The sequence below is a fragment of the Halobacterium zhouii genome, from assembly GCF_021249405.1.
In the GTDB taxonomy this organism is placed as follows: domain Archaea; phylum Halobacteriota; class Halobacteria; order Halobacteriales; family Halobacteriaceae; genus Halobacterium; species Halobacterium zhouii.
Map to the genome: position 1 here is coordinate 1,500,223 of NZ_CP089593.1, position 23,848 is coordinate 1,524,070.

The 23,848-nt window shown below is 64.8% G+C and carries 29 protein-coding genes and 2 tRNA genes; 8 read left to right on the forward strand and 23 right to left on the reverse strand.

The window, feature by feature from the left end:
* The first annotated feature begins 8 nt into the window (after positions 1-8).
* The gene (locus tag LT970_RS07735) at positions 9-482 is read left to right on the forward strand and encodes a DUF456 domain-containing protein (protein WP_232685885.1); all 474 of its coding nucleotides are present in this window, start codon (positions 9-11) and stop codon (positions 480-482) included.
* A 27-nt stretch (positions 483-509) separates the two neighbouring features.
* On the opposite strand, the gene LT970_RS07740 is transcribed toward LT970_RS07735, so the two are convergent.
* The 3 genes from LT970_RS07740 to LT970_RS07750 all read right to left on the reverse strand — a co-directional run bounded on the left by LT970_RS07740 (position 510) and on the right by LT970_RS07750 (position 5,150).
* Positions 510-2,267, reverse strand: a complete 1,758-nt coding sequence (locus tag LT970_RS07740) for a glutamate--tRNA ligase (RefSeq protein ID WP_232685887.1) — start codon at positions 2,265-2,267, stop codon at positions 510-512.
* Positions 2,268-2,757: 490 nt separating this feature from the next.
* A complete protein-coding gene (gene idsA3, locus LT970_RS07745; RefSeq protein WP_232685888.1) occupies positions 2,758-3,804 on the reverse strand; it encodes a geranylfarnesyl diphosphate synthase in 1,047 nt (348 codons plus the stop codon).
* Entirely contained in the window at positions 3,801-5,150 is a 1,350-nt protein-coding gene (locus LT970_RS07750; protein ID WP_232685889.1) for a ribonuclease J, read from the reverse strand. The genes idsA3 and LT970_RS07750 overlap by 4 nt, the downstream gene beginning before the upstream one ends.
* Before the next feature lie 239 nt (positions 5,151-5,389).
* Here LT970_RS07750 and LT970_RS07755 point away from each other — a divergent pair, with 239 nt between their 5' ends.
* Positions 5,390-5,587 (forward strand): HVO_2922 family protein, encoded by a 198-nt coding sequence (locus LT970_RS07755; protein WP_232685891.1) that lies wholly within the window; start codon positions 5,390-5,392, stop codon positions 5,585-5,587.
* 33 nt (positions 5,588-5,620) lie between these two features.
* On the opposite strand, the gene LT970_RS07760 is transcribed toward LT970_RS07755, so the two are convergent.
* Together LT970_RS07760 and mvk are read right to left on the reverse strand one after the other, a co-directional pair.
* A complete protein-coding gene (locus LT970_RS07760) occupies positions 5,621-6,385 on the reverse strand; it encodes an isopentenyl phosphate kinase (RefSeq protein WP_232685893.1) in 765 nt (254 codons plus the stop codon).
* Complete coding sequence (gene mvk, locus LT970_RS07765; protein ID WP_232685894.1) at positions 6,382-7,368, reverse strand: mevalonate kinase; 987 nt, start codon at positions 7,366-7,368, stop codon at positions 6,382-6,384. Before mvk ends, LT970_RS07760 begins: the two co-directional genes overlap by 4 nt.
* A 101-nt stretch (positions 7,369-7,469) precedes the next feature.
* On the opposite strand from mvk, the gene LT970_RS07770 reads away from it, so the two are divergent.
* Positions 7,470-8,285 (forward strand): VOC family protein, encoded by an 816-nt coding sequence (locus tag LT970_RS07770; protein WP_232685895.1) that lies wholly within the window; start codon positions 7,470-7,472, stop codon positions 8,283-8,285.
* Positions 8,286-8,493: 208 nt separating this feature from the next.
* Here LT970_RS07770 and rpsB read toward each other — a convergent pair whose 3' ends face one another.
* From rpsB to moaA, 14 genes are all read right to left on the reverse strand, one after another.
* Complete coding sequence (gene rpsB, locus LT970_RS07775) at positions 8,494-9,267, reverse strand: 30S ribosomal protein S2 (protein ID WP_232685896.1); 774 nt, start codon at positions 9,265-9,267, stop codon at positions 8,494-8,496.
* The gene (gene eno / locus LT970_RS07780) at positions 9,264-10,460 is read right to left on the reverse strand and encodes a phosphopyruvate hydratase (RefSeq protein WP_232685897.1); all 1,197 of its coding nucleotides are present in this window, start codon (positions 10,458-10,460) and stop codon (positions 9,264-9,266) included. Before eno ends, rpsB begins: the two co-directional genes overlap by 4 nt.
* Before the next feature lies 1 nt (position 10,461).
* Positions 10,462-10,641 carry a DNA-directed RNA polymerase subunit K gene (locus tag LT970_RS07785; protein WP_232685898.1) on the reverse strand — a complete coding sequence of 60 codons (180 nt, stop codon included), beginning with the start codon at positions 10,639-10,641 and terminating at the stop codon, positions 10,462-10,464.
* The gene (locus LT970_RS07790) at positions 10,641-10,841 is read right to left on the reverse strand and encodes a DNA-directed RNA polymerase subunit N (protein WP_232685899.1); all 201 of its coding nucleotides are present in this window, start codon (positions 10,839-10,841) and stop codon (positions 10,641-10,643) included. Before LT970_RS07790 ends, LT970_RS07785 begins: the two co-directional genes overlap by 1 nt.
* A gap of 12 nt (positions 10,842-10,853) precedes the next feature.
* Positions 10,854-11,252 carry a 30S ribosomal protein S9 gene (locus tag LT970_RS07795; protein WP_232685900.1) on the reverse strand — a complete coding sequence of 133 codons (399 nt, stop codon included), beginning with the start codon at positions 11,250-11,252 and terminating at the stop codon, positions 10,854-10,856.
* Positions 11,246-11,683: a 50S ribosomal protein L13 gene (locus LT970_RS07800; protein ID WP_232685901.1), complete on the reverse strand. Its 438-nt coding sequence runs from the start codon at positions 11,681-11,683 to the stop codon at positions 11,246-11,248. The genes LT970_RS07795 and LT970_RS07800 overlap by 7 nt, the downstream gene beginning before the upstream one ends.
* Positions 11,680-12,033 carry a 50S ribosomal protein L18e gene (locus LT970_RS07805; RefSeq protein WP_232685902.1) on the reverse strand — a complete coding sequence of 118 codons (354 nt, stop codon included), beginning with the start codon at positions 12,031-12,033 and terminating at the stop codon, positions 11,680-11,682. The genes LT970_RS07800 and LT970_RS07805 overlap by 4 nt, the downstream gene beginning before the upstream one ends.
* Before the next feature lie 32 nt (positions 12,034-12,065).
* Positions 12,066-12,150, reverse strand: a tRNA-Leu gene (locus LT970_RS07810).
* A gap of 127 nt (positions 12,151-12,277) precedes the next feature.
* On the reverse strand, positions 12,278-13,021 hold the full coding sequence (locus LT970_RS07815) for a DNA-directed RNA polymerase subunit D (protein ID WP_232685903.1): 744 nt from the start codon (positions 13,019-13,021) through the stop codon (positions 12,278-12,280).
* Positions 13,022-13,024: 3 nt separating this feature from the next.
* Positions 13,025-13,408, reverse strand: coding sequence for a 30S ribosomal protein S11 (locus LT970_RS07820; RefSeq protein WP_232685904.1), 384 nt, complete (start codon positions 13,406-13,408; stop codon positions 13,025-13,027).
* A 1-nt stretch (position 13,409) separates the two neighbouring features.
* A complete protein-coding gene (locus tag LT970_RS07825; RefSeq protein ID WP_232685905.1) occupies positions 13,410-13,925 on the reverse strand; it encodes a 30S ribosomal protein S4 in 516 nt (171 codons plus the stop codon).
* Entirely contained in the window at positions 13,925-14,440 is a 516-nt protein-coding gene (locus LT970_RS07830; protein ID WP_232685906.1) for a 30S ribosomal protein S13, read from the reverse strand. The genes LT970_RS07825 and LT970_RS07830 overlap by 1 nt, the downstream gene beginning before the upstream one ends.
* A gap of 23 nt (positions 14,441-14,463) precedes the next feature.
* Positions 14,464-14,546: transfer RNA gene (locus LT970_RS07835), tRNA-Ser, on the reverse strand.
* Positions 14,547-14,712: 166 nt separating this feature from the next.
* Positions 14,713-15,702, reverse strand: a complete 990-nt coding sequence (moaA, locus tag LT970_RS07840; RefSeq protein ID WP_232685908.1) for a GTP 3',8-cyclase MoaA — start codon at positions 15,700-15,702, stop codon at positions 14,713-14,715.
* 169 nt (positions 15,703-15,871) lie between these two features.
* On the opposite strand from moaA, the gene LT970_RS07845 reads away from it, so the two are divergent.
* Complete coding sequence (locus LT970_RS07845; protein ID WP_232685909.1) at positions 15,872-16,906, forward strand: Mrp/NBP35 family ATP-binding protein; 1,035 nt, start codon at positions 15,872-15,874, stop codon at positions 16,904-16,906.
* Complete coding sequence (locus LT970_RS07850) at positions 16,899-17,135, forward strand: DUF7976 family protein (protein WP_232685910.1); 237 nt, start codon at positions 16,899-16,901, stop codon at positions 17,133-17,135. Before LT970_RS07845 ends, LT970_RS07850 begins: the two co-directional genes overlap by 8 nt.
* 18 nt (positions 17,136-17,153) lie before the next feature.
* Here LT970_RS07850 and LT970_RS07855 read toward each other — a convergent pair whose 3' ends face one another.
* Genes LT970_RS07855 through LT970_RS07865 form a run of 3 tightly spaced genes read right to left on the reverse strand, consistent with a single transcriptional unit; the run spans position 17,154 to position 18,944 of the window.
* Positions 17,154-17,549 carry a PIN domain-containing protein gene (locus tag LT970_RS07855; protein ID WP_232685911.1) on the reverse strand — a complete coding sequence of 132 codons (396 nt, stop codon included), beginning with the start codon at positions 17,547-17,549 and terminating at the stop codon, positions 17,154-17,156.
* On the reverse strand, positions 17,539-18,267 hold the full coding sequence (locus LT970_RS07860) for a helix-turn-helix domain-containing protein (RefSeq protein WP_232685912.1): 729 nt from the start codon (positions 18,265-18,267) through the stop codon (positions 17,539-17,541). The genes LT970_RS07855 and LT970_RS07860 overlap by 11 nt, the downstream gene beginning before the upstream one ends.
* Positions 18,264-18,944: a hypothetical protein gene (locus LT970_RS07865; RefSeq protein ID WP_232685913.1), complete on the reverse strand. Its 681-nt coding sequence runs from the start codon at positions 18,942-18,944 to the stop codon at positions 18,264-18,266. The genes LT970_RS07860 and LT970_RS07865 overlap by 4 nt, the downstream gene beginning before the upstream one ends.
* 228 nt (positions 18,945-19,172) lie before the next feature.
* Between LT970_RS07865 and LT970_RS07870 the strand changes: the two genes are divergently transcribed.
* The 3 genes from LT970_RS07870 (at position 19,173) to lrpA1 (ending at position 22,624) form a co-directional block, all read left to right on the forward strand.
* Positions 19,173-21,059 (forward strand): 2-oxoacid:acceptor oxidoreductase subunit alpha, encoded by a 1,887-nt coding sequence (locus LT970_RS07870; RefSeq protein ID WP_232685914.1) that lies wholly within the window; start codon positions 19,173-19,175, stop codon positions 21,057-21,059.
* Positions 21,060-21,061: 2 nt separating this feature from the next.
* Positions 21,062-22,000 carry a thiamine pyrophosphate-dependent enzyme gene (locus tag LT970_RS07875; protein ID WP_232685915.1) on the forward strand — a complete coding sequence of 313 codons (939 nt, stop codon included), beginning with the start codon at positions 21,062-21,064 and terminating at the stop codon, positions 21,998-22,000.
* Positions 22,001-22,195: 195 nt separating this feature from the next.
* A complete protein-coding gene (gene lrpA1, locus LT970_RS07880; protein ID WP_232685916.1) occupies positions 22,196-22,624 on the forward strand; it encodes an HTH-type transcriptional regulator LrpA1 in 429 nt (142 codons plus the stop codon).
* 1 nt (position 22,625) lies between these two features.
* Here the strand turns inward: lrpA1 and LT970_RS07885 are convergent, their stop codons facing one another.
* Entirely contained in the window at positions 22,626-23,783 is a 1,158-nt protein-coding gene (locus LT970_RS07885) for a pyridoxal phosphate-dependent aminotransferase (protein ID WP_232685917.1), read from the reverse strand.
* Positions 23,784-23,848: the final 65 nt, after the last annotated feature.

The window sequence follows — 23,848 nt, forward strand, 5'->3', positions numbered from 1 at the left end:
GCCGGTACATGGATACGCTCGTGCTGGTCGCGTTCGCGCTGCTCGTACTCGGCGTGGTCGGCGCCGTGCTGCCGCTGCTTCCGAGCGGACTGTTCTCGCTGGCCGGCGTCGCCGTCTACTGGTGGCACACCGGCGACCCCGGGACGCTGCTGTTCGCCCTCCTCGTTGGACTCTCGCTGGTCGCCGTGGCGGTCGACTGGCTCGCGGGGTTCGTCGGCGCGAAGGCCGGCGGCGTGGACACCAAAGTCGCCGTGGTCGCGGGCGCCGTCGGCTTCCTGTTGATGCTCCTGACGGGTCCTGTCGGCCTGCTCGCGGGCGTCGCCGGCACCGTCTTCGCGTTCGAATTCCGGGAGAGTGGGGACGCGGAGGCGAGCGCTCGACACGCCGCGTACGCCACGGTCGGCGTCGTCGCGTCCGCGGCGATGCAGGTGCTACTCACGGCGGTTGTGCTGGCCGCGATGCTGTGGGTGCAGTTCGGCTGAAAACAGGTGGCGGTTCGGTGGGTCGCCCTACGGGTGTGAGAAGTACGCGACGGACTCCTCGCCGTCGTGGCGGTCACAGCGCGCGAATCCGACGCGCACGAACTGCACGATGGTGTCCGGGTCGACCGACTCGAATCCGGGTTCGGCGTAGCCGTGGACGTCGCCGTCGAGCGTGCGCAATCGAACCGGTTCGTGGTCGTCCGCGGACACCCAGTGAATCACGTCTACGCCCTCCTCGCGCACGATGTCGATGCTCGCGTCGAGGAACGCGAACGTCTCGCCGTCGTACCGAACTGGCCCGAGACCCTTCAGCCAGACGCGCTCGCCCACGTCCGGGAGGTCCGCTCGTTCCACGAGGACGCTGTCGCCCACGGGAATCTCGCGCTCGCCGCGCTCCTCGTGGTCCGGGTGGACTTGCGGCGTCGCGACGGCGGGCGCGTCCTCGATAGTCACCTCGATTGCCGAGTACGACTCCTCGGCGTCCGAGGTACGGGCGTCGAAGCCGTCGCGCACGAGGAACTGTCGGGGCGCCTCGTCGTCCACGAGTTCGCGGTTGTTCGCGTACACCGTGCTCATCGCGAGGTCGACGTCCGACGTGGACGTGCCGAGACTCGCGAGCGCGTCCACGATGGCTTCCCCGCGGATACCGCGGCGCTTCACGCTCGACACGGTCGGCGCGCGCGGGTCGTCCCAGCCGTCGAGTTCCCCCGACGCGATCTTCTCCTTGATGGTCGACGTGGACATCTTCACGTCGTACTCGTCGAGTTGCACGTGCCCCCAGTGGACAACCTCCGGATACTCCCAGCCGAAGTAGTCGTAGAGGAACCGCTGGCGCTTCGCGGAGTCCTGGAGGTCGATGCCGCGGATGATGTGCGTGATTCCAGTGAGGTGGTCGTCGACGCCCGACTGGAAGTCCAGCATCGGCCAGCAGCGGTGCTCCGCGGCCTCCTCGCGGGGGTGTGGCGTGTCGATCATGCGGAACGCAACCCAGTCCCGGAGCGCGGGGTTCTTGTGCTCGATGTCGGTTTTCACGCGCAGCACCATCTCGCCAGACTCGTACTCACCGTCGACCATCGCCGCGAACTCCTCGGCGACGACGTCGGGGTCCTTGTCCCGGTGGGGGCAGGCCTGCCCGCTGTTCTTCATGTCGGAGAACTCGCCGGCCGGACACGAACAGGTGTACGCGCCGCCCATCCCGATGAGTCGGCAGGCGTGCTCGTAGTACGTCTCCACGCGGTCGGAGGCCTTCACGACCTCGTCAGCCTCGAAGCCGAGATAGTGGAGGTCGTCGAGAATCTGGTCGTAGGCGTCGAGGTCCGGGCGCTTGGTCTCCGGGTCGGTGTCGTCGAACCGGACGAGCATCCACCCGTCGTACATCTCCTTGTACGTCCCGATGACCGCCGGCATTCGGGCGTTCCCGAGATGCCACGGCCCGTTCGGGTTCGGCGCACACCGCATCCGCACCTCGTCGTACGCCTCGACGTTCGGCAGGTCCGGCAGCAACTGGTCCTCGGACTCGTCCTCGGCCTCCAGTTCCTCGACGAGTTCGGGCGCGAGTTCCCCGAGTCGCTCCCGCTTCTCGTCCTCGTCCATCGCGTTCACGTCCGCGATGACCGGCGAGATGGCGCCGGGAATCTCGTCGCCGTGCTCCCGGAACTCGGGGTTCTCGCCCATCAACGGCCCCATTATCGCCCCAACCTGCGCGTCGCTTCCGTGCTTGAGCGCGTTGTACAGCGCGGCCTGCTCTGCCGCCTCCCGTACGCGCTCGCGGAGGTCGTCGTCCATTGTGTATTGCATTGCATTCCGGTGTAAAAACCTCGCTGAATTCGACGTCGAAACTCGGCTACTGGCGTATTGATGCTCCAACCGTCGTTATCGACAACGCCTGAAAGCCCTCGAACGCCTCGCGTCTGCTGCGGAACATACCGCTCACTTCGTTCACGGTAGGGGCCCCGCAGCGAACACAGTCACTCCGTGACCGCGAGGCGCGCTCGCCCTTTCAATCCACCAGGCTACCGGTTGTTGAATGAGCAAGTGCCAGATTGACCAGGCGGTAGACCGTAAGCATTCGGACGCCGAGCGGTCCGAATGGACCCGAGGCAGCCGATTCACTGCGCGAGCGGAGCGAGCGCAGGCCGACGACTGACCGAAGTGAAGGAGGAGTGCTTTTCCGCAAGTTTTTGCCAGAGCGCGCCGGAGTCCTCGTGAGCGAAGCGAACGAGGGCACGGGAGACCGTCGGTCTCCCGGAGGCGCACTCGCAGCAAAAAGTGCGTTTCAGTGACCGCGTTCGATCAGGTAGTCCGCGACGTGTTCGAGGGTGGTTCGGGCGTCGTTCTCGGGGAGGACCTTCAGGTGGTCCTTTCCTTCGTCGACGAGGTCGTGGGCCGTCTCGCGGGCGTACTCGATGCTCCCGACGTCCTCGAGTTCGCCGACGGCAGCCTCGATTTCGGCGTCCGTGACGGCCTCGGGGTCGTCGGCGTCGAGGAGGCCGTCGACGTCGACGCCGTGTTCGCGGGCGTGGAGCGTGATGACGGTTTTCTTCTCCTCGACGAGGTCCGAGCCGCGCTGTTTGCCGAGTTGCTCGGAGGGCACCGTGAGGTCGAGGACGTCGTCGTGGATCTGGAACGCCTGCCCGACTTTCAGGCCGTAGTTGTAGAGTGCTTCGACGGTGTCGTCGTCGGCGCCGAGCACGATGGCGGGGATGGACGCCGCGGCGGCGTACAGCACCGCGGTCTTCATCTCCACCATCTCCATGTACTCCTCGGGGAGCACGTCGTTCCGGGTCTCGAAGTCGACGTCGAGGGCCTGCCCCTCGCAGATGTGGGTGCAGGTCTCCGCGAGCGTGCGCATCGCCCCGAGGCCGCGGTCGGCGGGCGCCTCGGTCTTCAGCATGATCTCGAACGCCTTCGAGTAGAGGGTGTCGCCCGCGAGTATCGCGGTCTCCGTGTCGTACTCGCGGTGGACCGCGGGCACGCCGCGTCGGAGGTCGTCGTCGTCCATGATGTCGTCGTGGATGAGCGTGAACGACTGGATGACCTCGATGGACACCGCTGCCGCCATCACGTCGACGTCGTTACCCCCGAGGTCGGGGAATTCGCGGTAGTCGACGGACATCGGTTCAACGTCGGCGAGCGCCTCCGCGGTCAGCAGGAGAACCGCGGGTCGGAGGCGTTTCCCACCGGCCTCGAGGAGGTAGCGGGAAGCCTCGTACAGTCGTTCCGGGCGCTTCAGCGGGAGGTCGTCGTCGATTGCGGCGTTCACGAGTTCGCGGCGCTGGGTCACCGCGTCCTGCACTGCTTTCTCGCGCGCCGACTGCCTCATTCTTCCACCAGGGTGATGGTGTTGCCGTTCTGCGTCACGTGGAGGTCACGACCCAGTTCGTAGCCCTGACTGCTCGCCAGGTCGACGTACGGCGCGAAGCCCTTCATGTCCTGGTGAGCGGGGATGATGTTCTGGGGCTGGAGCGCCTGCAGCATCTGGTAGTGGCCTTCCTCGCGGAGGTGACCGGAGACGTGGATATCGTCGTAGATGCGGGCGCCCTGCATCCGGAGCAGTTGCTCGGACTGGTAGCGCTGGCCCTCGTTGGTCGGCTCGGGGATGACTCGCGCCGAGAAGATGACCTTGTCGCCATCCTCGATGTCGTAGGGGGTCTCGCCGCGACCCATCCGAGTGAGCATCGCGCGCGGTTCGCCCTGGTGGCCGGTGACGATGGGAAGGAAGTTCTCCTTGCCCTCGTTCATCACGCGCTTGAACGCGCGGTCGACGGACTTCCGGTGGCCGAACATCCCGAGGTCGTCCGGGAAGTTCACGCGACCCATGCGCTCTGCGGTGCCCGAGTAGTGCTCCATCGAGCGCCCGAGCAGGAGGGGTTCGCGGCCGATGTCCTTCGCGAACTCGACGAGCGAGCTCACGCGGGATACGTGACTGGAGAACGTCGTGGCGACGATACCGCCGTCGTAGTCCTCGACGCTCTGCAGGACGTCCTTGAGGTTGCGCCGCGCGACGCTCTCGGAGGGCGTCCGGCCCTTCCGGCCGGCGTTCGTACAGTCCTCGATGTAACAGAGGACGCCCTCGCCCTCGCGGCCGATCTCGCGGAACCGCTCCATGTCGAAGGGGTCCTCGAGGACCGGCGAGTGGTCGATGCGCTTGTCGAGGCCGTAGACGATAGAGCCCTCGGGCGTGTGGAGCACGGGGCTGATGGCGTCGACGATGGAGTGTGTGACGTGGACGAACTCGAGCTCGCACTCCGGCCCGATTTCCATCGACTCGCCGGCCTCCATCTTCTGGAGGTCGTTGTCGACGCCGAACTTCCGCTCGTCCTCGAGTTGCCCCTTCACCAGTTCGAGGGTGAACGGGGACGCCACGATGGGCGCGTCGTAGCGGTGCGCGAGTTTGCTGATCGCACCGATGTGGTCGAGGTGGCCGTGCGTCGGCACGATGGCCTGGACGTCGCCCTCGAGTTCGGACATGACCCGGTCGTCCGGGATTGCGCCCATGTCGATGAGGTCGAGACTGTGCATCTTCTCGGTCTCGACGTTGTCGTGGATGAGAACCTTCGAGAGGTTCAGACCCATGTCGAAGATGACAACGTCGTCACCCGCTCGGACGGCGGTCATATTCCGTCCGACTTCTTCGTAGCCGCCGATGGTTGCAATTTCGATTTCCATGGTTTGAGGCACTGAATCCGCGTTGGATTGTATGAAAGCCCGAACTGACTGACGACGGCGAACCGCGGCGTCTTTCTTCCGTCGGCTGCCGGCGCGTGAACGCCGTTCGGAACTGCCTTGGCGAGTCGTATGACCCGCGGTATTAAAAACAACAGGGATTAGGCGCGTTGGCTGACACTGCCCCGAAGGAGCGACTGTCGACGCTGGGATAAAAGTCGCCGGGGTGCGAACACGGAGATATGTCGAAAGCGATGTTCGAACTGTACCAGGACCGTGCCGGCGAGCACCGGTGGCGACTCGTCCACGACAACGGCAACGTCATCGCGGACTCCGGCGAGGGCTACGCCTCGAAGCAGAAGGCCAGACAGGGGCTACAGAGCGTCAAGCAGAACGCGCCGGACGCAGAGGTCGTCGAGGGTGGGCCGACCGAGCGGTGAGTCACGGCAGCGCGGGCAGGTGCCACAATCTACTCAGTTCTCGATGCGCGTACCGGCGGGTTCGCCGGCGAGGAACGCCGTGAGCGCGTCCGGGCCGAAGACGTGCGCTGGCGCGTCGAGGGCGAGGAGCGCACGCACTTTCGCCGCCATTCCGCCCGTGACGTCGGTCGCGTCGCTCCCGCCGAGCACCGACGCGACGTCCTCATAGGCGGCTATCTCGGGGATCACGTCGTCGTTCTCGTCGAGGACGCCGGGGACCGTCGAGCAGAGGCCGACCCTGTCGGCGGCGAGGTCACCCGCGAGCCGAACGACGAGTTCGTCGCCGCTCACGATGGTCGCGCCGGCCCCGGCGTGGGCCAGCACGTCGCCATGGAGGACGGGAACGAACCCCTCCGCCAGCATCGTCGCTATCTGGCCCGTGGGGAAGGTGAGGTCTCCGTCGCGGTCCCGGTGGCCCGCGGAGAACGGATGGACGGGCACTGCCGGAACGTCAGCGCCCGCGAGCGCACTGACGACGGCGTCGTTCAGTCGCTCCATCGCGCCCGCGATCTCGCGGACCGCTGTCGGGTCCTGGGTTCCCTCGGTGCTGGAGACGCCGTGCTCGGCGGCGTTCGGGTGACCGAAGCTCCCGCCACCGTGGACGACCACGAGGTCGTCGACCGTGGAGTCACTGGCGCCATCGGCTGCGACGGCGTCTCCGATAGCATCTGCGAGGTTCGCGAGGCGTTCGTCGGCCACTGTCTCCGGTTCGTCTTTCTCCGTGACGACGCTCCCGCCGAGTTTCAGGACGGTCGTCATTCGGCTCGCACACCCGCTGTCGCGAGTTCCGCGCGGAACGTCTCCGCGCACTCCGGTGTCAACGACAGCGCCGTCTCCACGCCGTCGCCGTCGTCGAGCGCGACGATGCTGCCGCCGCCGCCAGCGCCCGTCAACTTCGCGCCGAGCGCGCCGCCGTCGCGGGCCGCCCACACCATGTTCTCGAGCGTGCGCGCGGACACGTCGAGGGCCGACAGCAGGCCGTGGTTGAAGTTCATCAGGCGGCCGAGTTCCTCGACGTCGCCCGCCTCGAGCGCGCGCTCGCCCTCCCGGACGAGGTCCCCGATGGCGGCGACGGTGTCCGCGGCGAAGCCGTACTCCTCGCGGAGCGCGCGAACCCCCGCGACCAGTTCGCCGGTGTCGTGGCCCGTGCCGTCGTACCCGACGACGAACGGCAGGTCGGGGGCGTCGAGCGTCGAGCAGTCGTCGCCCTCCACGCGCACCGCGCCGCCCATCGCCGAGCAGAACGTGTCCGCCCGGGACGCCTCGCCGTCCTGAACCTCGTGTTCGACGCGGTACGCGCGGTCCGCGACCTCCCGAGCGTCGAGGTCCACGCCGAGTTCGCGCGTCGCCGCGTCGATGCCTGCGACGGCGACCGCCGCCGACGAACCGAGGCCCGCACCGAGCGGGATCTCGCTCTCGATCTCCACGTCGAAGCCGGCGTCCGGTCGGTCGGCGGCCGCTCTCGCCTGCGCGACCGCGCTGTCGACGTACCCCGTCGCCGCCTCGAGGAGCGACGGCGGGACGTCCACGGCCGGCCGTTCGTCGGTCGACCCGCCGTACTCCACGGTGAACCCCTCGATGGAGAGGTCGCTCGCGTCCACGCGAAGACGGTCGTCGTCGCGCTCGGTCACCGTCACGCGCGCCCGGCGCTCGATGGCACAGGGAACCGCCGGCTCGCCGTAGACGACGGCGTGCTCGCCGAAGAGATACACCTTCCCCGGCGCACTCGATGTCGTGGTCATACGCTGTGTCGGGGAGCGCCACGCCAAAGGAGGTTCGGTCTGTCGCGAGGCGAACAGTCCGCTGCCGCGGGCTTATCCGTCTCGACGGCTAACCGCCGGCTATGCGCCCGGTCATCGACCACGTACCGTTCGCCGCCTCGAGCCTCGACGCGCTCGTCGAACGTTTCGAAACCGCGGGCTTCGACCCAGAGTACGGCGGCGAGCACCCCGATTCCGGCACAGAGATGGCCGCTATCGTTCTCCCGGACGGCTCGTACCTCGAACTCGTCGCGCCCACGCGCGAGGACCCGGGGCGCTGGCCGTCCTTCTTCGCTTCCGCCGACCCCGTCGCCGGTCCGACCGCGTGGTGCGTCGAGACCGGCAGCGTCCACAGCGAGTGCCAGCGCGTCATCGACCACGACGTCGAAGTCCACGGCCCCATCCGGACGTGCCGCGAGCGCCCCGACGGCGGGCTCGTCGAGTGGGACCGCGCGACCCTCGGCGCGAGCGACGACCACCTCCTCCCGTTCCTCGTCAGCGACCGCACCCCCCGCGAGTACCGCGTCCCCGACAGCGACCTCTACGGCGCGCCCGTCTCCGGCATCTCCATGGTCGTCCTCGCCACCGACGACCTCGACGCCGCCGTCGAACGGTTCTCCCGGCTCTACCGCTTCCCCACGCCCGAACGCGACTACGACGACGACTGTGGCGAACTCGCGTGCTTCCCCGGTCAGGACGTCGTGCTCTGCGAACCCACCGACGGCTGGATGCGCGACCGCGTCGAACGTTTCGGCGCGTGCCCCGCCAGCGTGCTCCTGACAGCGGACATCGACCAGGCCCGCCACCAGCACCCCCTCGACGGCGGCCGCGAGTGGTTCGGCAGGAGGGTTCGGTTCGTCGAGGGGCTGAACGGCTATCTCGGCGTTGTTTCTAGGTAGACGGTTCGCAGTAACCCACTCTGGAAGCAGCCGAAAAGCTACAGCAGGACCGAACCGGGAGGCATCTAGGTGGTTACAGATGCATCGTCGTTCACTGCTTCCGGGGCTCTCCGGGTGGTTCCAGTCGCAGATTCCACCAGTTCCATCGTAGCGGCGCCGCTACTGACGGTAGACCGCGGAAACAGAATCAGAAAACGTCGAAAACGCTCTACAGGCCGCTCTCGAAGTCGTCGAGAGCGTACGTCGGCTCGGCGCCACGACGGTCGAGCGTCTCGTTGGCGAGCAGCCAGTAGACCACCGAGAGCGCGCGGCGTCCCTTGTTGTTCGTCGGGACGACGAGGTCCACGTTCGAGGTGGCGTTGTTGGAGTCACACATCGCAATCACGGGGATACCGACCGTGATGGCTTCCTTGACGGCCTGCGAGTCACCGATGGGGTCGGTGACGACGAGGACATCAGGCTCGATGTAGCCCTCGTACTGCGGGTTCGTGAGGGTGCCCGGGATGAATCGACCCGTGCGTGCGCGAGCGCCGACGGCTTCCGCGAACTTCTCCGCGGGGAAGCGGCCGTACTGGCGGGAACTCGTGACCAGGATCTGCTCCGGGTCGTAGTTCGCCAGGAAGTTCGCTGCCGTGCGGATGCGCTGGTCGGTCTTCGAGACGTCGAGGACGTACAGACCGTCGGTCCGGACGCGGTGAATGAACCGCTCCATGTCGCTGGTCTTCTGCTGGGTACCGATGTGGACACCGGCACCGAGGTAGTCCTCGACGGGGATGAGGAGGTCGGCGTCCTCGTCGGACATCACGTCCTCGTCGGCCGCCGCGGCCGGGTCGGGCTCCTCGGTCGTCGTCTCGGCTTGTTCGTTCGTCTGTTCGTCAGTCTGGGCGTCGCTCTCGGCGCCCTCCTCGGTGGCAGGCGCGTCCTGCGCGTCCTCGGGGGCGTCCTCGAGTTCCGCCTCTGTGTCGGATTCGTTCTCGCTCATGCGTCGTCCGCGATGCGGATGAGTTCGTTCAGCTTGGCGGTTCGCTCGCCGCCGACCGCGCCGGTCTTGATGAACGCGGCGTCGGTCGCGACGGCGAGGTGTGCGATGGTCGTGTCCTCGGTCTCACCGCTGCGATGTGAGACCACGGCGTCGTAGCCGTTCGAGGTCGCGAGTTCGATGGCGTCGAAGGCGTCCGAGAGCGTCCCGATCTGGTTGGGCTTCACGAGGATGCTGTTGGCCGCGCCCTCCTCGATGCCCGTGCGGAGGCGTTCCGTGTTCGTGACGAACAGGTCGTCACCACAGACCAGAGTGTCGTCGCCGACTCGCTCGGTCAACTCGGCGAAGCCCTCGAAGTCGTCCTCGTCCAGTGGGTCCTCGACGTACGCGAGGTCGTACTCGTCGACGAGGCCGGCGACGTAGTCGATCTGCTCGGCCGTGGAGCGCGTCTCGTCGCCGAAGACGTACTGCCCGTCCTCGTAGCACTCCGCGGCGGCAACGTCGAGTCCGAATCGGATCTCGAAGCCGAAGCCCTCGGAGACGTCCGAGACGGCCTCGTCGACGAGGTCGAACGCGGCGTCGTCGCCGATCGACGGCGCCCACGCGCCCTCGTCTCCCTTCGCCGCGGGAATATCGCGCTCGGAGAGGAGTTCGCCGACGCGCCGGTGGACGGCGGCGTTGGCGAACACGGCCTGCCGGACGCTCGGCGCGCCGACGGGGGCCGCGAGGAACTCCTGGATTGCGGTGGCGTCCTCGGCGTGTGCGCCGCCGCCGACGACGTTCCCGAGCGGAACCGGGAAGTTCCGGCCGCGGAACGCGCCGCCGAGATGCTGGTAGAGGTTCACACCGAGTACGTCCGCTGCGGCCTTCGCCGCGGCCATGCTGACGGCGACGGCGCTGTTCGCGCCGATTTCGGAGAAGTTCTCCGTGCCGTCGGCGGCGCGCAACGCGGCGTCGACGCCGCGCTGGTCGCCCGCGAACTCCCTGCCTTCGAGGCGCGGCGCCGCGCGCTCGCGGGCCGCCGCGATGGCGTCCTCGACTGGGAGTTCGATGGCCTCGTACTCACCCGTGCTCGCCCCGGACGGGGCGGCAGCACGACCGAATCCACCGCTCTCGGTCGTCACCTCGGCCTCCACGGTCTTGTTGCCGCGGGAGTCGAGGATCGGGCGGAAACGGACGGACTCGATGCGCGTCATCTCAGTTCCCCCTCCGAACCGTGAACGGGAGCGCGTTCGCGTCGTACTCCTCGGCCGCGATGAGGATGGGTTCGGTCTGGTCGGTGTCGACCAGTACCGGTGCCCCGTAAGACACCTGCAGCGCTCGAGCACCGATGATGCGAGCCTTCTCGTACCGGTTGAAGTGTTGTGTCTCGGTCATCACTGGTAGGGAGCGACCACGTCCACGAGGTCCTGGTGGGAGACGAGCATCCGCCGGCAGCAGTGCCGGTCGACGCCGAGGTCGTCCAGCACGTCCGCCGGATCCTCGTCGCCGTCCATCGTCGCGGCGCGGGCCTCGAACTCCTCCCAGTACTCACCGACGACGTTGCCGCACGTGAAACACCGGACTGGTACCATCATAGTTGGATTACCTCAGCGGTAGGACTTCTGGTAGCGGGCCCGAGCGCCGGGACCGCCCCACTTCTTGGACTCACGCTGTCGAACGTCGTTGACGAGCAGACTGCGGTCGAACTCCATGAACGAGTCGCGGAGCTCCGCGTCGTTGAGGTGTTCGACCAGTCCGCGCGCGATGGCGGTGCGGGCGGCGTCAGCCTGCCCCGCGAACCCGCCACCGGAGACGTCGATGTCGACGTCGACGTCGTCCCGGAGGTCGTCGCCAGCGATGCGGAACGGCTCCAGCATCTTGAGGCGAGACATCTCGGGGTCGACGAGTTCGACGGGCGTGGAATTGATTCGCACGCGACCCTTCCCGTCGCTCACGGTGGCGCGAGCGACGGCCGTCTTCTTCTTACCGGACGTGTTGGTTACCATGTGACGTTAGCCCCCAGTTCTTCGGAGACTTCGCCGAGGGTGACGAAGCGGATGTTCGAGAGTCGGTCCAGCGAGGTGCCGTCGAGGATCTCGCCGTCGTCCTCGGTCGGGTTGCCGACGTAGACGCGGACGTTCTCGAACGCCTCGCGGCCGCGGTCCTGCTTGTACGGAAGCATCCCGCGGATCGAGCGCTTGAAGATGCGGTCGGGGCGCTTCGGGTAGTACGGGCCGCGGTCGGAGCCGAGCTCCGCTCGCTTGTTGTACGTCCCGAAGACGTCCTCTTTCGTGCCAGTGATGATCGCGTTCTCGGCGTTCACCACGGCGACCGTCTCTCCGTCGAGGGCGCGCTGAGCGACGTTGCTCGAGACGCGACCCAGGATGCAGTCTCGCGCGTCGACGACCACGTCGGCGTCGAACTCTGCGAGGCTCATCGGATCACCCGCACGTCGCTACCCTCGGGGTTCTGTTCGACTGCCTGTTCCAAGTGGACGGCGTCGCCGTCGGCGTGCTCGATCTTCGTCTTCGCGCTGCCGGAGAAATCCACGGCAGCGATGGTGACGGACTTCCGGAGCGCGCCGGACCCCAGCACCTTGCCGGGGACGACGACGGTCTCGTCCTCGTTTGCATACCGCTCGATGCGACTCAGGTTTACCTCGGCGTGCGTGCGGCGCGGCTTCTCCAGTCGCCCCGCGACGTCGTGCCAGAGGTCCGCGCCCGAATCGCGGGCGGTGGACTTCAGTTCAGCGATGAGACTGCTGAGTCTCGGACTTGTCTTACTCATACTCGTACTCCTGAATTCGGCGAGAAGTGTAGTGCAGGGAGCAGGATTTGAACCTGCGAACCCCTACGGGACAGCGCCCTGAACGCTGCGCCTTTGGCCTGACTTGGCTATCCCTGCACGCCGTCGCCGGCACTACACTCCTCAGTTGCTCCCGACCCTTTTTACCGATTTCGATTGGTGGACCCGCGGCTCCCGGGGCAGGAGCGGTCGTCCGTGCGGTGGTAAGGGTCGGGTGTGTCATTGATTACAGTTGAACTGCCTGTTCGAGTTCGTCCGCGCGGTCGGCCAGAGAGTCGACCGCACGGAGCACCAGTTCGGTCACGGGCATCGAGCCGTCGGACTCGACGTGGAAGACGAACGCGCCGGAGACGTCCTCGACGCTGACCTCCTTCTCGGGGTACCGCTCGGAGAGGTCGTTGTCGAACTCCTCGGTCGGCACGAGTTCGTCGTCCTCCTCGATGACGCCCCGAAGAATCTGGGGTTCGTCGTCCTCGTACTCCGCCGCGTCACCCTCCACGGTCACCTGCTGGAGGTGTCGATAACCGACGGCCACGCCGCCCTGATGTTTGGCGTGGTCACGGCCCACTCCGAGGACGGCGTCGGCCTCGAGCTCGAGGCGTTGGTCGTCCTTCAGGTGGATGATTGGGACGTTCTGCTCGGCGGGTTCGACGTCCGGATCGGAACTCACGAGGTCGCCGGAGTACGCCGTGCCCGGGCCCTCGACGTCGAGTGCGAGCGTCGCTGTGTCGTCCTCTGTGAAGTCCTCGGGCGTGGTCAGCGGCACCAGGCCGAGGCGCAACGCGATCTGTTCGTCGAACATCACACTGGAGTTCTCGACGAAGCGGACGCTGTCGATGGACAGCGTCGGCACGTCGGCGAGGATCGCTCGCCGGATGCCGTTCGCGAACGCCGGCGTGATGTTGCGGACGACGAACCGGGCTTCCCGGTCGTCTTGGTCGATGAATTCGACGTCGAAGTCCGTGCTCATGTGTTAGTACCCGCTGTTCTTCGGCGGCCGAGTGCCGTCGTGGGGGATCGGGGTGACGTCCTCGATGCGGCCGATCTCGAGGCCCGCGCGAGCGAGCGCTCGGATCGCAGCCTGTGCGCCCGGACCCGGACTCCGCTGGAGATTGCCGCCGGGACCGCGAATGCGGACGTGCACCTTCTCGATACCCTGTTCGAGGACGTCCTCCGCGAGCTGTTCTGCCATCTGCATCGCAGCGTACGGGGACGCCTCGTCACGGTTCTGCTTTACGACGGAGCCGCCACTGGACTTGGCCAGCGTCTCGGCGCCCGTCTGGTCCGTCACCGTCATCACGGTGTTGTTGAACGAGGCGTGGATGTGCGCGACGCCCCAGGTTGTATCGTCAGCCATGTTATGTCTCCTGCTCACCCGCTCGCGCCGGGTGTAGTTCGTCTGCGAGCTCGCTCGTCTCGTCGATAGCGACGTCGTCCTCCTCCGCGACCTCGACAGTGTACGACGGCTCGGTGACGCGGCGGCCGTCGATGGTGACGTGGCCGTGGGCGACGAACTGGCGGGCCTGCCCCACCGTGTTCGCCAGCCCCTTGCGGTAGACGACTGTCTGGAGACGGCGCTCGAGGACGTCAGTCACGTCGAGTGACAGGACGTCGTCGAGGCTCTCCTCCTCGGAGAGCACGCCGTAGCGCTTGAGTCGAGCGAGGAAGTCTTCGCCGGTGGCGGTCTCCGTCTGCCCGAGCAGACGTCGCGCCTCGCGGCGGTACGAACGCAGTTCGGACTGCGCTCGCCAGAACTCCTCTTTGTTCTTCAGGCCGTAGCGGGAGAGGAAGTCGGACTCCTCGGCGATCCGCTCGCCCTGGTAGGGGTGGTTCGGCGTCTCGTAGAACTTCGTGTTCTCACCGGGTACTGCCATTATTCCTCACCTCCCTCGGCTGCTTCTTCTTCTGCCTGTTGTTCCTTGATCGCTTCCACGTTCACGCCGATGGTGCCTTCCGTGCGGCCGGTGGACTTCGTGCGCTGACCGCGGACCTTCTGTCCGCGCTCGTGTCGGATGCCCTTGTAGGAGCGGATCATCCGCATGCGGTTGATGTCCTGGTCGCGCGTCAGGCCGACGTCGTTGCCCGTGATGTGGTGCGTCTCGCCGGTGTAGAAGTCGTTCCGGCGGTTCGCGAGCCAATCGGGTGCGTGCTCCGCGAAGCCGTCGACTGCCTCCTTGACGCTCTCGATGGCGTCGTCGTCGAGGCGGCCGAAGGTCGCGGTGCGGTCGACACCCGAGTCGTCCGCGATGACTCGCGCCACACGGCGGCCAACGCCGTCTAACTCGGCGAGGGCTCGCTCGACGGTCTTCGTGCCGTCGAGGTCCGTCTGACCGATACGGACGAAGTACTGAACGTCCTCGTCCGCGTCCTCTTGTTCTTCCGTGCTCATGTTTTGGTCTCTCGTGTGAAAGGCGTCGTGGCGGGGATTTGAACCCCGGAGGCTTACGCCACAGAGTTAGCAACCCTGCGCCTTGACCAGGCTAGGCTACCACGACAGAGCTTTCTCGTATCTTCGCCCTTGCGGACTCGGGGCCTACGCCCCTACAGTGACTACGTGTGAGAGGAATCGCGGCCCGTACTTAAACATCACGAAAGGCCGGGGAGGGAGCCATGGGTGAGAATCTGGACGAACGCCCCCGGAACACTGCGCCGCAGGCAGAACTACACCTCGACGTAATCGTCGTTCACCTCCCAGCCACCCTCGCCGTCCCGCACCATGTACTCGCCGTAGTACGGCACGCGGTCCTCGACCGTCTCCCGGAACGCCTCCCGAATCTCGGCTTTCGTCATCTCGCCCATCGAGCGCAGGTCGTCGTTCCGATTCAGACACCCCTTCAGGTAGCCCTCGTGGGTGACGCGCACGCGGTGGCAGTTCGCGCAGAACTCCTCGTTCCCCACGGGATCGACGATCTCGACCATCCCGCCGCCACTTCCGTCCGACTCGCCACCGTCTCCGCCGACCCAGTAGCGCTTCCGGTCGTGCATCTCCCGCGTCTCGACGCGGTCCGCGCGCTCCGCCAACCAGTCGTGGACGTCCCCGATGTCCACCGCCCACTCCGGCTTCCCCACGAGCTCCGGCATGAACTCGATGAGTTGCAACTGGAGGGAGTCCTGTTCCGCGACGTAGTCCACCATCTCGGGCACGTATCCCGCCGTCTTCCGGAACACGACCATGTTCAGCTTCACGGGGTCGAGGCCGGCGTCGACCGCCGCGCGAACGCCCTCTATCACGCGGTCGTACGCCCCGCTCTGGGTCAACTCCCGGAACGCATCCGCGTCCAGTGCGTCCTGAGAGACGTTCACTCGCTCCAGTCCTGCGTCCACCAGGCCCTCCGCGCGCCCCGGCAGGAACGTCCCGTTCGTCGTCATCGACACCTCCATCGAGTCCGGCGCGCGCTCGATGATCTCCTCCAGGTCGTCGCGGAGCATCGGTTCGCCGCCCGTGAGTTTCACGCTGTCCACGTCAAACTCCGCGGCGACCTCCAGAAACCGGACCACGTCGTCCGCGCTCATCTCGTGGCCGCGAGGGTCCATCGGCCCGCGCGTGTCCCCCAACCCCTCGTTGTGGCAGTAGACGCAATCGAAGTTACACCGGTCGGTGAGCGACACCCGAACGCCGGTGACCTCCCGACCGAACGAGTCCGCTAGCATGCGTAAACGTGGCACACACAGAAGTATAAACTCGCGGGTGCACACCGAACGACTCGTAACCACTTGTGGTTACACTCAGCAGCCTATTTGCGGATACGGCCGGCAGTAGAGACACCGTGGCTGTCCGCCGACACAACCCTTATCGGCGCACCCACCCCTACTCGCGTCCATGAACGAAGACGACGTGCTGGAGTGCCTTCGGGCCGTCGAAGATCCGGCGCTCGGCGACGACATCGTCTCTCTCGGCCTCGTCAACGACCTCGCCGTCGAGGACGACCACGTCACGCTCTCGCTCGCCCTCGGCGCGCCCTACTCGCCCGCCGAGACCGACATCGCCGCTCGCGTGCGCGAAGAACTCGACGACGCCGGCCTCGACGTCGACCTCACCGCCGCCATCCCCGACCGCACGAGCGCAGACGTCCTTCCCGGAGTCAAGAACGTCATCGCCGTCGCCTCCGGCAAAGGCGGCGTCGGCAAATCCACAGTCGCCGTGAACCTCGCCGCCGGCCTTGCGGACCGCGGCGCGCGCGTCGGCCTCTTCGACGCCGACATCTACGGCCCGAACGTCCCCCGGATGGTGGACGCCGACGACCATCCGCAGGCCACCGAGAGCGAGACCATCGTCCCCCCCGAGAAGTTCGGAATGAAACTGATGAGCATGGCGTTCATGGTCGGCGAGGACGACCCCGTCATCTGGCGCGGCCCGATGGTCCACAAGGTCCTCACGCAACTCGTCGAAGACGTCGAGTGGGGCCACCTCGACTACCTCGTCGTCGACCTCCCGCCGGGCACCGGTGACACCCAGCTCACGATGCTCCAGACAGTCCCCATCACGGGCGCTGTCGTCGTCACCACCCCGCAGGACGTCGCCGTCGACGACGCTCGCAAGGGACTCCGGATGTTCGGCCGCCACGACACCACCGTCCTCGGCGTCGCGGAGAACATGAGCACGTTCGTCTGCCCGGACTGCGGCGGCGAACACGACATCTTCGGCAGCGGCGGCGGCAGCCAGTTCGCCGACGACAACGACCTCCCGTTCCTCGGCTCCATCCCGCTCGACCCGAGTGTGCGCACCGGCAGCGACGAAGGCCAGCCGGTCGTCCTCGACGACGACAACCAGACCGGCGACGCGTTCCGCGACCTCGTCGCCGAAACCTCGGACATGGTCGGCATCGTCACCCGGCGGAGCGTCACCGATGACTGACGAAGCTGACGACGGCATCGCAAGCGACGACGGGAAGCGCGACGTGCTCCGTGAGGTCGCCGACGACCTGCGTGAACAAGATGGCAGCGACGAAGCCGAACGCATCGCCGCAGTCGTCCACCGCGTCAGCGACATCTACGACGAGAACGAGGAGACCGACGCCCAGCACGTCTACCTGAATATGCGGAACATCCTGCAGATCTCCGAACAGGGTGGGATTGAGCGGTAGCTATGGGAAATAACTATTTCAGAACTCCTCTAAACCCACATCTAACTTCTCAAAGTCACTCACATTTTCTGTGAGTACAGGCTCATCCTCGTCAGCCGCCACCCCTGCAATCATACCATCTCGCTGGCCAACGCCACAGTCCCCCCCTTCCTTTGAATCGGCGTCAGCGAGAAGTTCTGCGCCCAACATTACTTTGTCATCTGACATGGGCACCATATCATACATTTTCGCCACGTTTCGAACTCTTCTAATTAGATTTTCATCGCCGTTTGATACGGCCCCGTAATAAAGTTCGAATAGAACTACGGGCGTGATTTTCTTGTCGACATCATTGGCATGGATATCACGTGCTACATCCCAGGCTTCTTGATCCTCATCAATTAAATGAGACAGGAAGTTGGTGTCAAGAATCATCGAACATATTCTTTACATCTTCTTTCTGGCTTTGTTCATAGTTCTCCATGCTATCCATTATTTCGACCATGCTGCTTTCAGAGTTGCCCTCGCCTAGAAGAAGGTTCTTAACAGTGTCAAAGCTAGGGTTGCCGCGAATGCGGTCGTATGCGTCTTGTAACGACTCGCCTTCTCTTTTATTCTCCTGAGCCCACTCCTTAATATCTTCCTTGCTCTTTCTAACCCCTTCTTTGATGGCCTCCGATGATGTATCTAAGGAGCCATTGTGAGAGTTTTCTGTAGGCCACCAAAGGAAAGTCTCTCCAGATTTCCTACGTTTAATTCGTCCTCGATGTTCAAGTTCAGTCAGCTGATACCGTGCTTCTTGCTGCGTACAACCAAGGCTATCTGCAATCTCATCAGTTGTCACTGCAGGTGAGTCAACCTGTTGGAAGATCCCCTTCACCTGGTTATATGTCAAGGATTCGGGGGACGAACTCCCTGATGAGCTGCCTGCAGCAGATTTGTACTCTGCAGAAACGTTAACAACCATATCACCCGTTTCAGCCTGTCTCATCACAATGGGTGTTTCACCATCAAACGCGAGCTCGGCCATCTCATCCGTATTCTTAGTAAAGGTGGAGAGAATACTCTTCAGCTCTGCAACATTACGAGCTGAAACATCATTTTCTTCCCACCCCTTGCTAACTCGCAGGGTTGGGGAATTACTACCTGTCATGGGACAATCCTCGTCAAGGTCTTCTGGATATCCTCAACTCGGTGCTGGATAGTGTCGCCGTCGTCTTCAATATCAAAGTGTTCCTGATTCATAATTGTGACGGCGGTATTTCCATCTTCTATGGAATCAGCCTCTTCTTCCTCGTTTGGTTCGCTAGTGACACTTTCATCGTCAAGCCATCCCTCTGATGAGGAAGATTGTATGATGTGGTCATATTTTCCATCGCTAAACTTAACACCAGTATATTCGAAATCTTCTGGGCCATTTACCTCAAAGACCAGTTCGGAAAAGGCATAATCAATTTTGTATTTAGGGTTGAAGTCAGTGATGTGAATTGAGGTGTGTGAAACAATAGCATTAAACAGCCCCTCTAGAACCTCGAGGTTTTCGGCTGAAAAATCAACGGACACCGAAATATCTCCATCATCATCGACCGATAATGAGAATATTTCAATTGATCCCGGGGCAATAACCGGACCATCAGGCAACCCATCAGAGAAGATCAACGCAGAGTTTTTGGGGTTCTCTTGGTCAATGTTAACGACTTGGCTATCAAGCTCAGGAGGAAGTTCAGTTTTCTTAACGTCTCCTAAGATTTGTTCAATTAGCTCTCCGTTTTCCTCTAAAAACAAGGTGCCTCGGATAGCGATGTTCTGCAAGCTAATCTTAGATTCCATATATTTCCCCCACTGGATGTAACGCCATCATGAGAGAGACGCAGACGGCAATACGCATAATTCTTTGGTAGTAAAATCAGAACCACCAATGTAGCAGTTAAATTTCCGATACACGGTTTGAAAGGAGCAGACGTTCATCATCATTCAATGCTAATGGATAGCAAACGATTTAGTGCGGACCACACCTAGTCCAGATAACGGTCCGACCCACGGGCCAGAGGTTCCACTATGACTGATGACGAACTCATCTGGCGAATCGCGGGGGGTTCCGGAGACGGAATCGACTCGACGAGTCAGAACTTCGCGAAGGCGTTGATGCGCTCGGGGCTCGACGTCTTCACGCACCGACATTATCCGTCTCGCATCCGCGGCGGCCACACGTACGTGGAGATTCGCGCCGCCGACGGCGGCGTGAAGTCACGCGGCGACGGGTACAACTTCCTGCTCGCGCTCGGCGACTCGTTCGCGCGCAACCCCTCGGAGAACGCCGTCTACGGCGACGAGGAGATCAAGCCGCTCTCGGAGAATCTCGACGACCTCCGAGAGGGCGGGGTCATCGTCTACGACGAGGGTCTGCTCGACGCCGAGGACGTGCCGAACTTCGAGGAGCGCGTCGAGGAGAACGACTGGAACGTCTACCCGCTCGACCTCCGCGGCCTCGCCAAGGAACACGGCCGCGAGGTCATGCGTAACACCGCGGGCGTCGGCGCGACGGCCGCGCTCGTCGGCATGGACCTCGACCACATCGAGGACCTGATGGCGGACGCGATGGGCGGGGACATCCTCGAGCAGAACCTCGAGGTGCTCCACGACGCCTACGACCAGGTCAACGAGAAGGAGTTCTCCCACGACCTCACCGTTCCGGAAGGCGAGCACGACGAGGAACAGGTGCTCGTCTCCGGGAGCCACGGCATCGCGTACGCGGCCATCGACGCGGGTTGCCGGTTCATCTCCGGCTACCCGATGACGCCGTGGACGGACGTGTTCACCATCATGAGCCAGTTGCTCCCGGATCTCGGTGGTGTCTCCGAGCAGGTCGAGGACGAGATCGCGGCGGCCGCGCTCGCGGTCGGCGCGTCGCACTCGGGCGTGAAGTCGATGTCCGGGTCATCCGGTGGCGGCTTCGCGCTGATGTCTGAGCCGCTCGGTCTCGCGGAGATGACCGAGACGCCGCTCGTCCTGCTCGAAGCGATGCGTGCGGGTCCCTCGACGGGGATGCCGACGAAGCCCGAGCAGGCCGACCTCGAGCACATCCTCTACACGAGTCAGGGCGACAGCCACCGCGTGGCGTTCGGCCCGAGCGACCCGAAGGAGTGCTACGAGCAGACGCGCACGGCCTTCGAAATCGCGTACGACTACCAGATTCCCTCGATCGTCGTCTACGACCAGAAGCTCTCCGGCGAGTACCGGAACGTGGACGCAACCTTTTTCGACCGCGAGCCGGCGCCGGACCTCGGCAGCACGCTCACGGAGGCCGAACTCGAGGACGCGCCCCACGACGACTCCGGGAAGTTCGAGCGCTTCCGGCACGACACCGAGAACGGTGTCAGCCCACGCTCGATCCCCGGCCAGAAGGGCGGTCGCTACCTCGCGTCCGGCAACGAGCACTGGCCGACCGGCCACATCGCCGAGGACCCGGACAACCGCGTGGCACAGGTCGAGCGCCGCCTGCAGAAACTCGAGTCCGTCCGCGGCGACCTCGACGAGCGCGACCAGCAGACCCTCTACGGCGACGAGGACGCGGACTTCGGTCTCATCGTCTGGGGGAGCCAGCAGGGCACCGTCGAGGAGGCCGTCGACCGCATGAACGCGGACGGGAACAGCGTGAAGGCCCTCGGCGTGAGCGACCTCTCGCCGTTCCCGGTCGAGGAGGTGACCGAGTTCGTCGAGAGCGTCGACGAGGCCATCGTCGTGGAGATGTCCGCGACCAAGCAGTTCCGCGGCCTCATCCAGAAGCACGCCGGCGACTTCGACGGGACGCTCTCGAGTCTCCTGAAGTACAACGGCAACCCGTTCGAGCCAGCAGAAATCGTGGAGGCTGTGGAGATCGAACAGAACGGCGGCGGCGAGCTGCCGACGGCACAGACGACGCTCGAACCCGCAGCAGGTGATTAACCATGAGTAAGGCATTCAGCGCGATCGGTGAGGAACGGGACGTCGAACGAGACGAGTTCACGCCCGGGCTCGAACCACAGCCGACGTGGTGTCCGGGCTGTGGCGACTTCGGCGTACTGAAGGCGCTGAAGGGCGCGATGGCGGAACTCGGCAAGGACCCCGAGGAGGTGCTCCTCTGTACGGGTATCGGCTGTTCCGGGAAGCTCAACAGCTACTTCGAGAGCTACGGCTTCCACACCATCCACGGCCGCTCGCTGCCCGTCTCCCGCGCCGCGAAACTGGCGAACCACGACCTCGAGGTCGTGGCCGCCGGCGGCGACGGCGACGGCTACGGCATCGGCGGCAACCACTTCCTGCACACCGCACGGGAGAACCACGACATGACCTACATCGTGTTCAACAACGAGGTCTTCGGCCTGACGAAGGGCCAGTCCTCGCCCACCTCCCCGAAGGGCCACAAGTCCAAGACCCAGCCGAAGGGTAACGCGAAGGACCCGATCCGCCCGCTCTCGCTGAGTCTCTCCGCCGGCGCCTCGTACATCGCGCGCACGGCAGCGGTCAACCCGAACCAGGCCCAGGAGATCATCGTGGAGGCCATCGAGCACGACGGGTTCTCCCACATCGACTTCCTGACGCAGTGCCCGACGTGGAACAAGGACGCCAAGCAGTACGTCCCGTACGTCGACGTCCAGGACTCCGACGACTACGAGTTCGACGTCCACGACCGACAGGAGGCCTCGGAGATGATGTACGAGACGGAGTCGGCGCTGTACGAGGGGACGGTCCTCACCGGACGGTACTACGAGGACGAGGACCGGCGGTCCTACCAGCAGGAGAAACAGCACCGCGGCGACATGCCCGAGGAACCGCTCGCGGAGCGGTACTTCGACGACGACTACGAGTGGGAGCGCTCGTACGACTTCATCGACCGCCACAAGTAGCGGTCTCGGACCGCTCGTCGGTGCTAGAGCAGTAGCCCATTCACGAGCGGATTTTCGTTCTCCGTCGGGTCTCCATCCGTCGGAGCTCCGTTCTGCCACAGGAGTTCTTTCCAGAAGCTGACGTAGAGACCACTCGAACGACCCGACAGTTACCGTTTCGGAAGATATTTTTTCACACGCACCAAACCAGCGGATGTGAGCACGGAATCGACAGAAGACCGAATCCTCGCCGCGCTCGAGGAGGACGCACAGGCGTCCTACGCGGACATTGCGGCTCGCGCCGACGTCTCGAAGCCTACCGTCCGCAAGTACATCGACAAACTCGAGGACGACGGCGTCATCGTCGGGTACTCAGCGGACGTCGACCCGAAGAAACTCTCCAGTCAGAGCATCGCGATGGTCGGCATCGACGTGGCGTCCGAGGAGTACGTCGAGGCGACACAGGACCTGAAGGACCTCGACTCGGTGCGAGCGCTGTACACGTCCAGCGGTGACCACATGCTGATGGCGGAGGTCCGCGCCGCGGACGGCGACGCCCTCGGAGAAGTCATCAGCGGCGGGATTCTGGAAATCGACGGCGTCACCGCGGCCCACCCCTCGTTCCTCCAGGAGCGCCTGAAGTAGCTCAGTCGCCGGTGTTGATGGCTGTTGTCGCGAGCAGCGCGTCGATGCGTTCGATAGCCTCGCGCACGTCGGCCGTGTTGGTGGCGAACGACGCGCGCAGGTAGTCCTCCGCGCCCGGGCCGAAATCGGGTCCGGGCGTCATCGCCACGTCCGCCTCCTCCAAGAAGACGTCCGCGACGTCGAACGCGTCGCCCGGCAGGTCCGAAACGTCGAGCAGCAGGTAGTACGCACCCTGCGGTTCGTACCCGATATCGAACCCCCAGCGTTCGGCGGCGTCGAGCAAGAGGTCGCGGCGCTCGCGGTACGCGTTGCGGGTGTCAGCGAGCCAGTCGGTTCCCTCGCGGATGGCGGCCTCCGCGCCCGCCTGCACGAACGACGGCGCGCAGATGACGACGTTCTGCGCGAGGCGGTTGATGGCGTCGACGTAGTCTGGCGGGCAGACCACCCAGCCGAGTCGCCACCCCGTCATGCCGTAGCGCTTGGAGACGCCGTCGAGAACGAACGCGTCGTCCGTGTACTCGAGGACGCTGTGTTCCTCGGCGTCGAACGCGAGGCCGTGGTACACCTCGTCGGAGACGACCATCGTGTCGGTTCGCTCGCCGAGTTCGACGATCGACTCGAGCGTGTCGCCGCTCAGTACGGCGCCAGTCGGGTTCGCGGGCGAGTTCAACAACACCGCCGCAGTGTCCTCGGTGAACGCGCGCTCGTACGCCTCGGGCTGCGGTTCGAAGCCGTCGGCGGGGTCGAGTTCGACGGTCGTCACGCGGCCGTCTGCCTGCTGCACGAAGTTCGGGTAGCAGGCGTAGTAGGGGTCCGTGAGGACGACTTCCTCGCCGGGATCGACGCACGCGAGCATCGTCATCAGGAGCGCCGGGGACGACCCCGGCGTGACCACGATTCGGTCCGACGGAACGTCGACGCCGTACGTCTCCTCGTAGTGGCCGCTGATAGCGTCCCGGAGCGATTGCGTCCCGCGCGAGGACGTGTAGTCGTCGTCGCCTGCGCGGAGTGCTGTGACTGCTGCTTCCGTCGCCGCTTCTGGCGGTCGGAAGTCGGGTTCGCCCACCTCCATGTGGACGACCGCGTCGCGTTCGCTGGCCCGTTCGAGCACGTCCATCGCCGCGAAGGACGTGGTGCGTGTCGCACGCTCCGAGGGCATAACACCTCGAAAGCGACATCCACACATAATCCTTCCCTGCGTCCCAGTTCTTGCCGCCACCGGAC

Excerpts from the sequence above, each read along its gene's own strand:
- LT970_RS07735 (WP_232685885.1), top strand. The coding sequence starts at position 9 with ATGGATACGCTCGTGCTGGTCGCGTTCGCGCTGCTCGTACTCGGCGTG.
- LT970_RS07740 (WP_232685887.1), bottom strand. The coding sequence starts at position 2,267 with ATGGACGACGACCTCCGCGAGCGCGTACGGGAGGCGGCAGAGCAGGCC.
- idsA3 (WP_232685888.1), bottom strand. The coding sequence starts at position 3,804 with ATGAGGCAGTCGGCGCGCGAGAAAGCAGTGCAGGACGCGGTGACCCAG.
- LT970_RS07750 (WP_232685889.1), bottom strand. The coding sequence starts at position 5,150 with ATGGAAATCGAAATTGCAACCATCGGCGGCTACGAAGAAGTCGGACGG.
- LT970_RS07755 (WP_232685891.1), top strand. The coding sequence starts at position 5,390 with ATGTCGAAAGCGATGTTCGAACTGTACCAGGACCGTGCCGGCGAGCAC.
- LT970_RS07760 (WP_232685893.1), bottom strand. The coding sequence starts at position 6,385 with ATGACGACCGTCCTGAAACTCGGCGGGAGCGTCGTCACGGAGAAAGAC.
- mvk (WP_232685894.1), bottom strand. The coding sequence starts at position 7,368 with ATGACCACGACATCGAGTGCGCCGGGGAAGGTGTATCTCTTCGGCGAG.
- LT970_RS07770 (WP_232685895.1), top strand. The coding sequence starts at position 7,470 with ATGCGCCCGGTCATCGACCACGTACCGTTCGCCGCCTCGAGCCTCGAC.
- rpsB (WP_232685896.1), bottom strand. The coding sequence starts at position 9,267 with ATGAGCGAGAACGAATCCGACACAGAGGCGGAACTCGAGGACGCCCCC.
- eno (WP_232685897.1), bottom strand. The coding sequence starts at position 10,460 with ATGACGCGCATCGAGTCCGTCCGTTTCCGCCCGATCCTCGACTCCCGC.
- LT970_RS07785 (WP_232685898.1), bottom strand. The coding sequence starts at position 10,641 with ATGACCGAGACACAACACTTCAACCGGTACGAGAAGGCTCGCATCATC.
- LT970_RS07790 (WP_232685899.1), bottom strand. The coding sequence starts at position 10,841 with ATGATGGTACCAGTCCGGTGTTTCACGTGCGGCAACGTCGTCGGTGAG.
- LT970_RS07795 (WP_232685900.1), bottom strand. The coding sequence starts at position 11,252 with ATGGTAACCAACACGTCCGGTAAGAAGAAGACGGCCGTCGCTCGCGCC.
- LT970_RS07800 (WP_232685901.1), bottom strand. The coding sequence starts at position 11,683 with ATGAGCCTCGCAGAGTTCGACGCCGACGTGGTCGTCGACGCGCGAGAC.
- LT970_RS07805 (WP_232685902.1), bottom strand. The coding sequence starts at position 12,033 with ATGAGTAAGACAAGTCCGAGACTCAGCAGTCTCATCGCTGAACTGAAG.
- LT970_RS07815 (WP_232685903.1), bottom strand. The coding sequence starts at position 13,021 with ATGAGCACGGACTTCGACGTCGAATTCATCGACCAAGACGACCGGGAA.
- LT970_RS07820 (WP_232685904.1), bottom strand. The coding sequence starts at position 13,408 with ATGGCTGACGATACAACCTGGGGCGTCGCGCACATCCACGCCTCGTTC.
- LT970_RS07825 (WP_232685905.1), bottom strand. The coding sequence starts at position 13,925 with ATGGCAGTACCCGGTGAGAACACGAAGTTCTACGAGACGCCGAACCAC.
- LT970_RS07830 (WP_232685906.1), bottom strand. The coding sequence starts at position 14,440 with ATGAGCACGGAAGAACAAGAGGACGCGGACGAGGACGTTCAGTACTTC.
- moaA (WP_232685908.1), bottom strand. The coding sequence starts at position 15,702 with ATGCTAGCGGACTCGTTCGGTCGGGAGGTCACCGGCGTTCGGGTGTCG.
- LT970_RS07845 (WP_232685909.1), top strand. The coding sequence starts at position 15,872 with ATGAACGAAGACGACGTGCTGGAGTGCCTTCGGGCCGTCGAAGATCCG.
- LT970_RS07850 (WP_232685910.1), top strand. The coding sequence starts at position 16,899 with ATGACTGACGAAGCTGACGACGGCATCGCAAGCGACGACGGGAAGCGC.
- LT970_RS07855 (WP_232685911.1), bottom strand. The coding sequence starts at position 17,549 with ATGATTCTTGACACCAACTTCCTGTCTCATTTAATTGATGAGGATCAA.
- LT970_RS07860 (WP_232685912.1), bottom strand. The coding sequence starts at position 18,267 with ATGACAGGTAGTAATTCCCCAACCCTGCGAGTTAGCAAGGGGTGGGAA.
- LT970_RS07865 (WP_232685913.1), bottom strand. The coding sequence starts at position 18,944 with ATGGAATCTAAGATTAGCTTGCAGAACATCGCTATCCGAGGCACCTTG.
- LT970_RS07870 (WP_232685914.1), top strand. The coding sequence starts at position 19,173 with ATGACTGATGACGAACTCATCTGGCGAATCGCGGGGGGTTCCGGAGAC.
- LT970_RS07875 (WP_232685915.1), top strand. The coding sequence starts at position 21,062 with ATGAGTAAGGCATTCAGCGCGATCGGTGAGGAACGGGACGTCGAACGA.
- LT970_RS07885 (WP_232685917.1), bottom strand. The coding sequence starts at position 23,783 with ATGCCCTCGGAGCGTGCGACACGCACCACGTCCTTCGCGGCGATGGAC.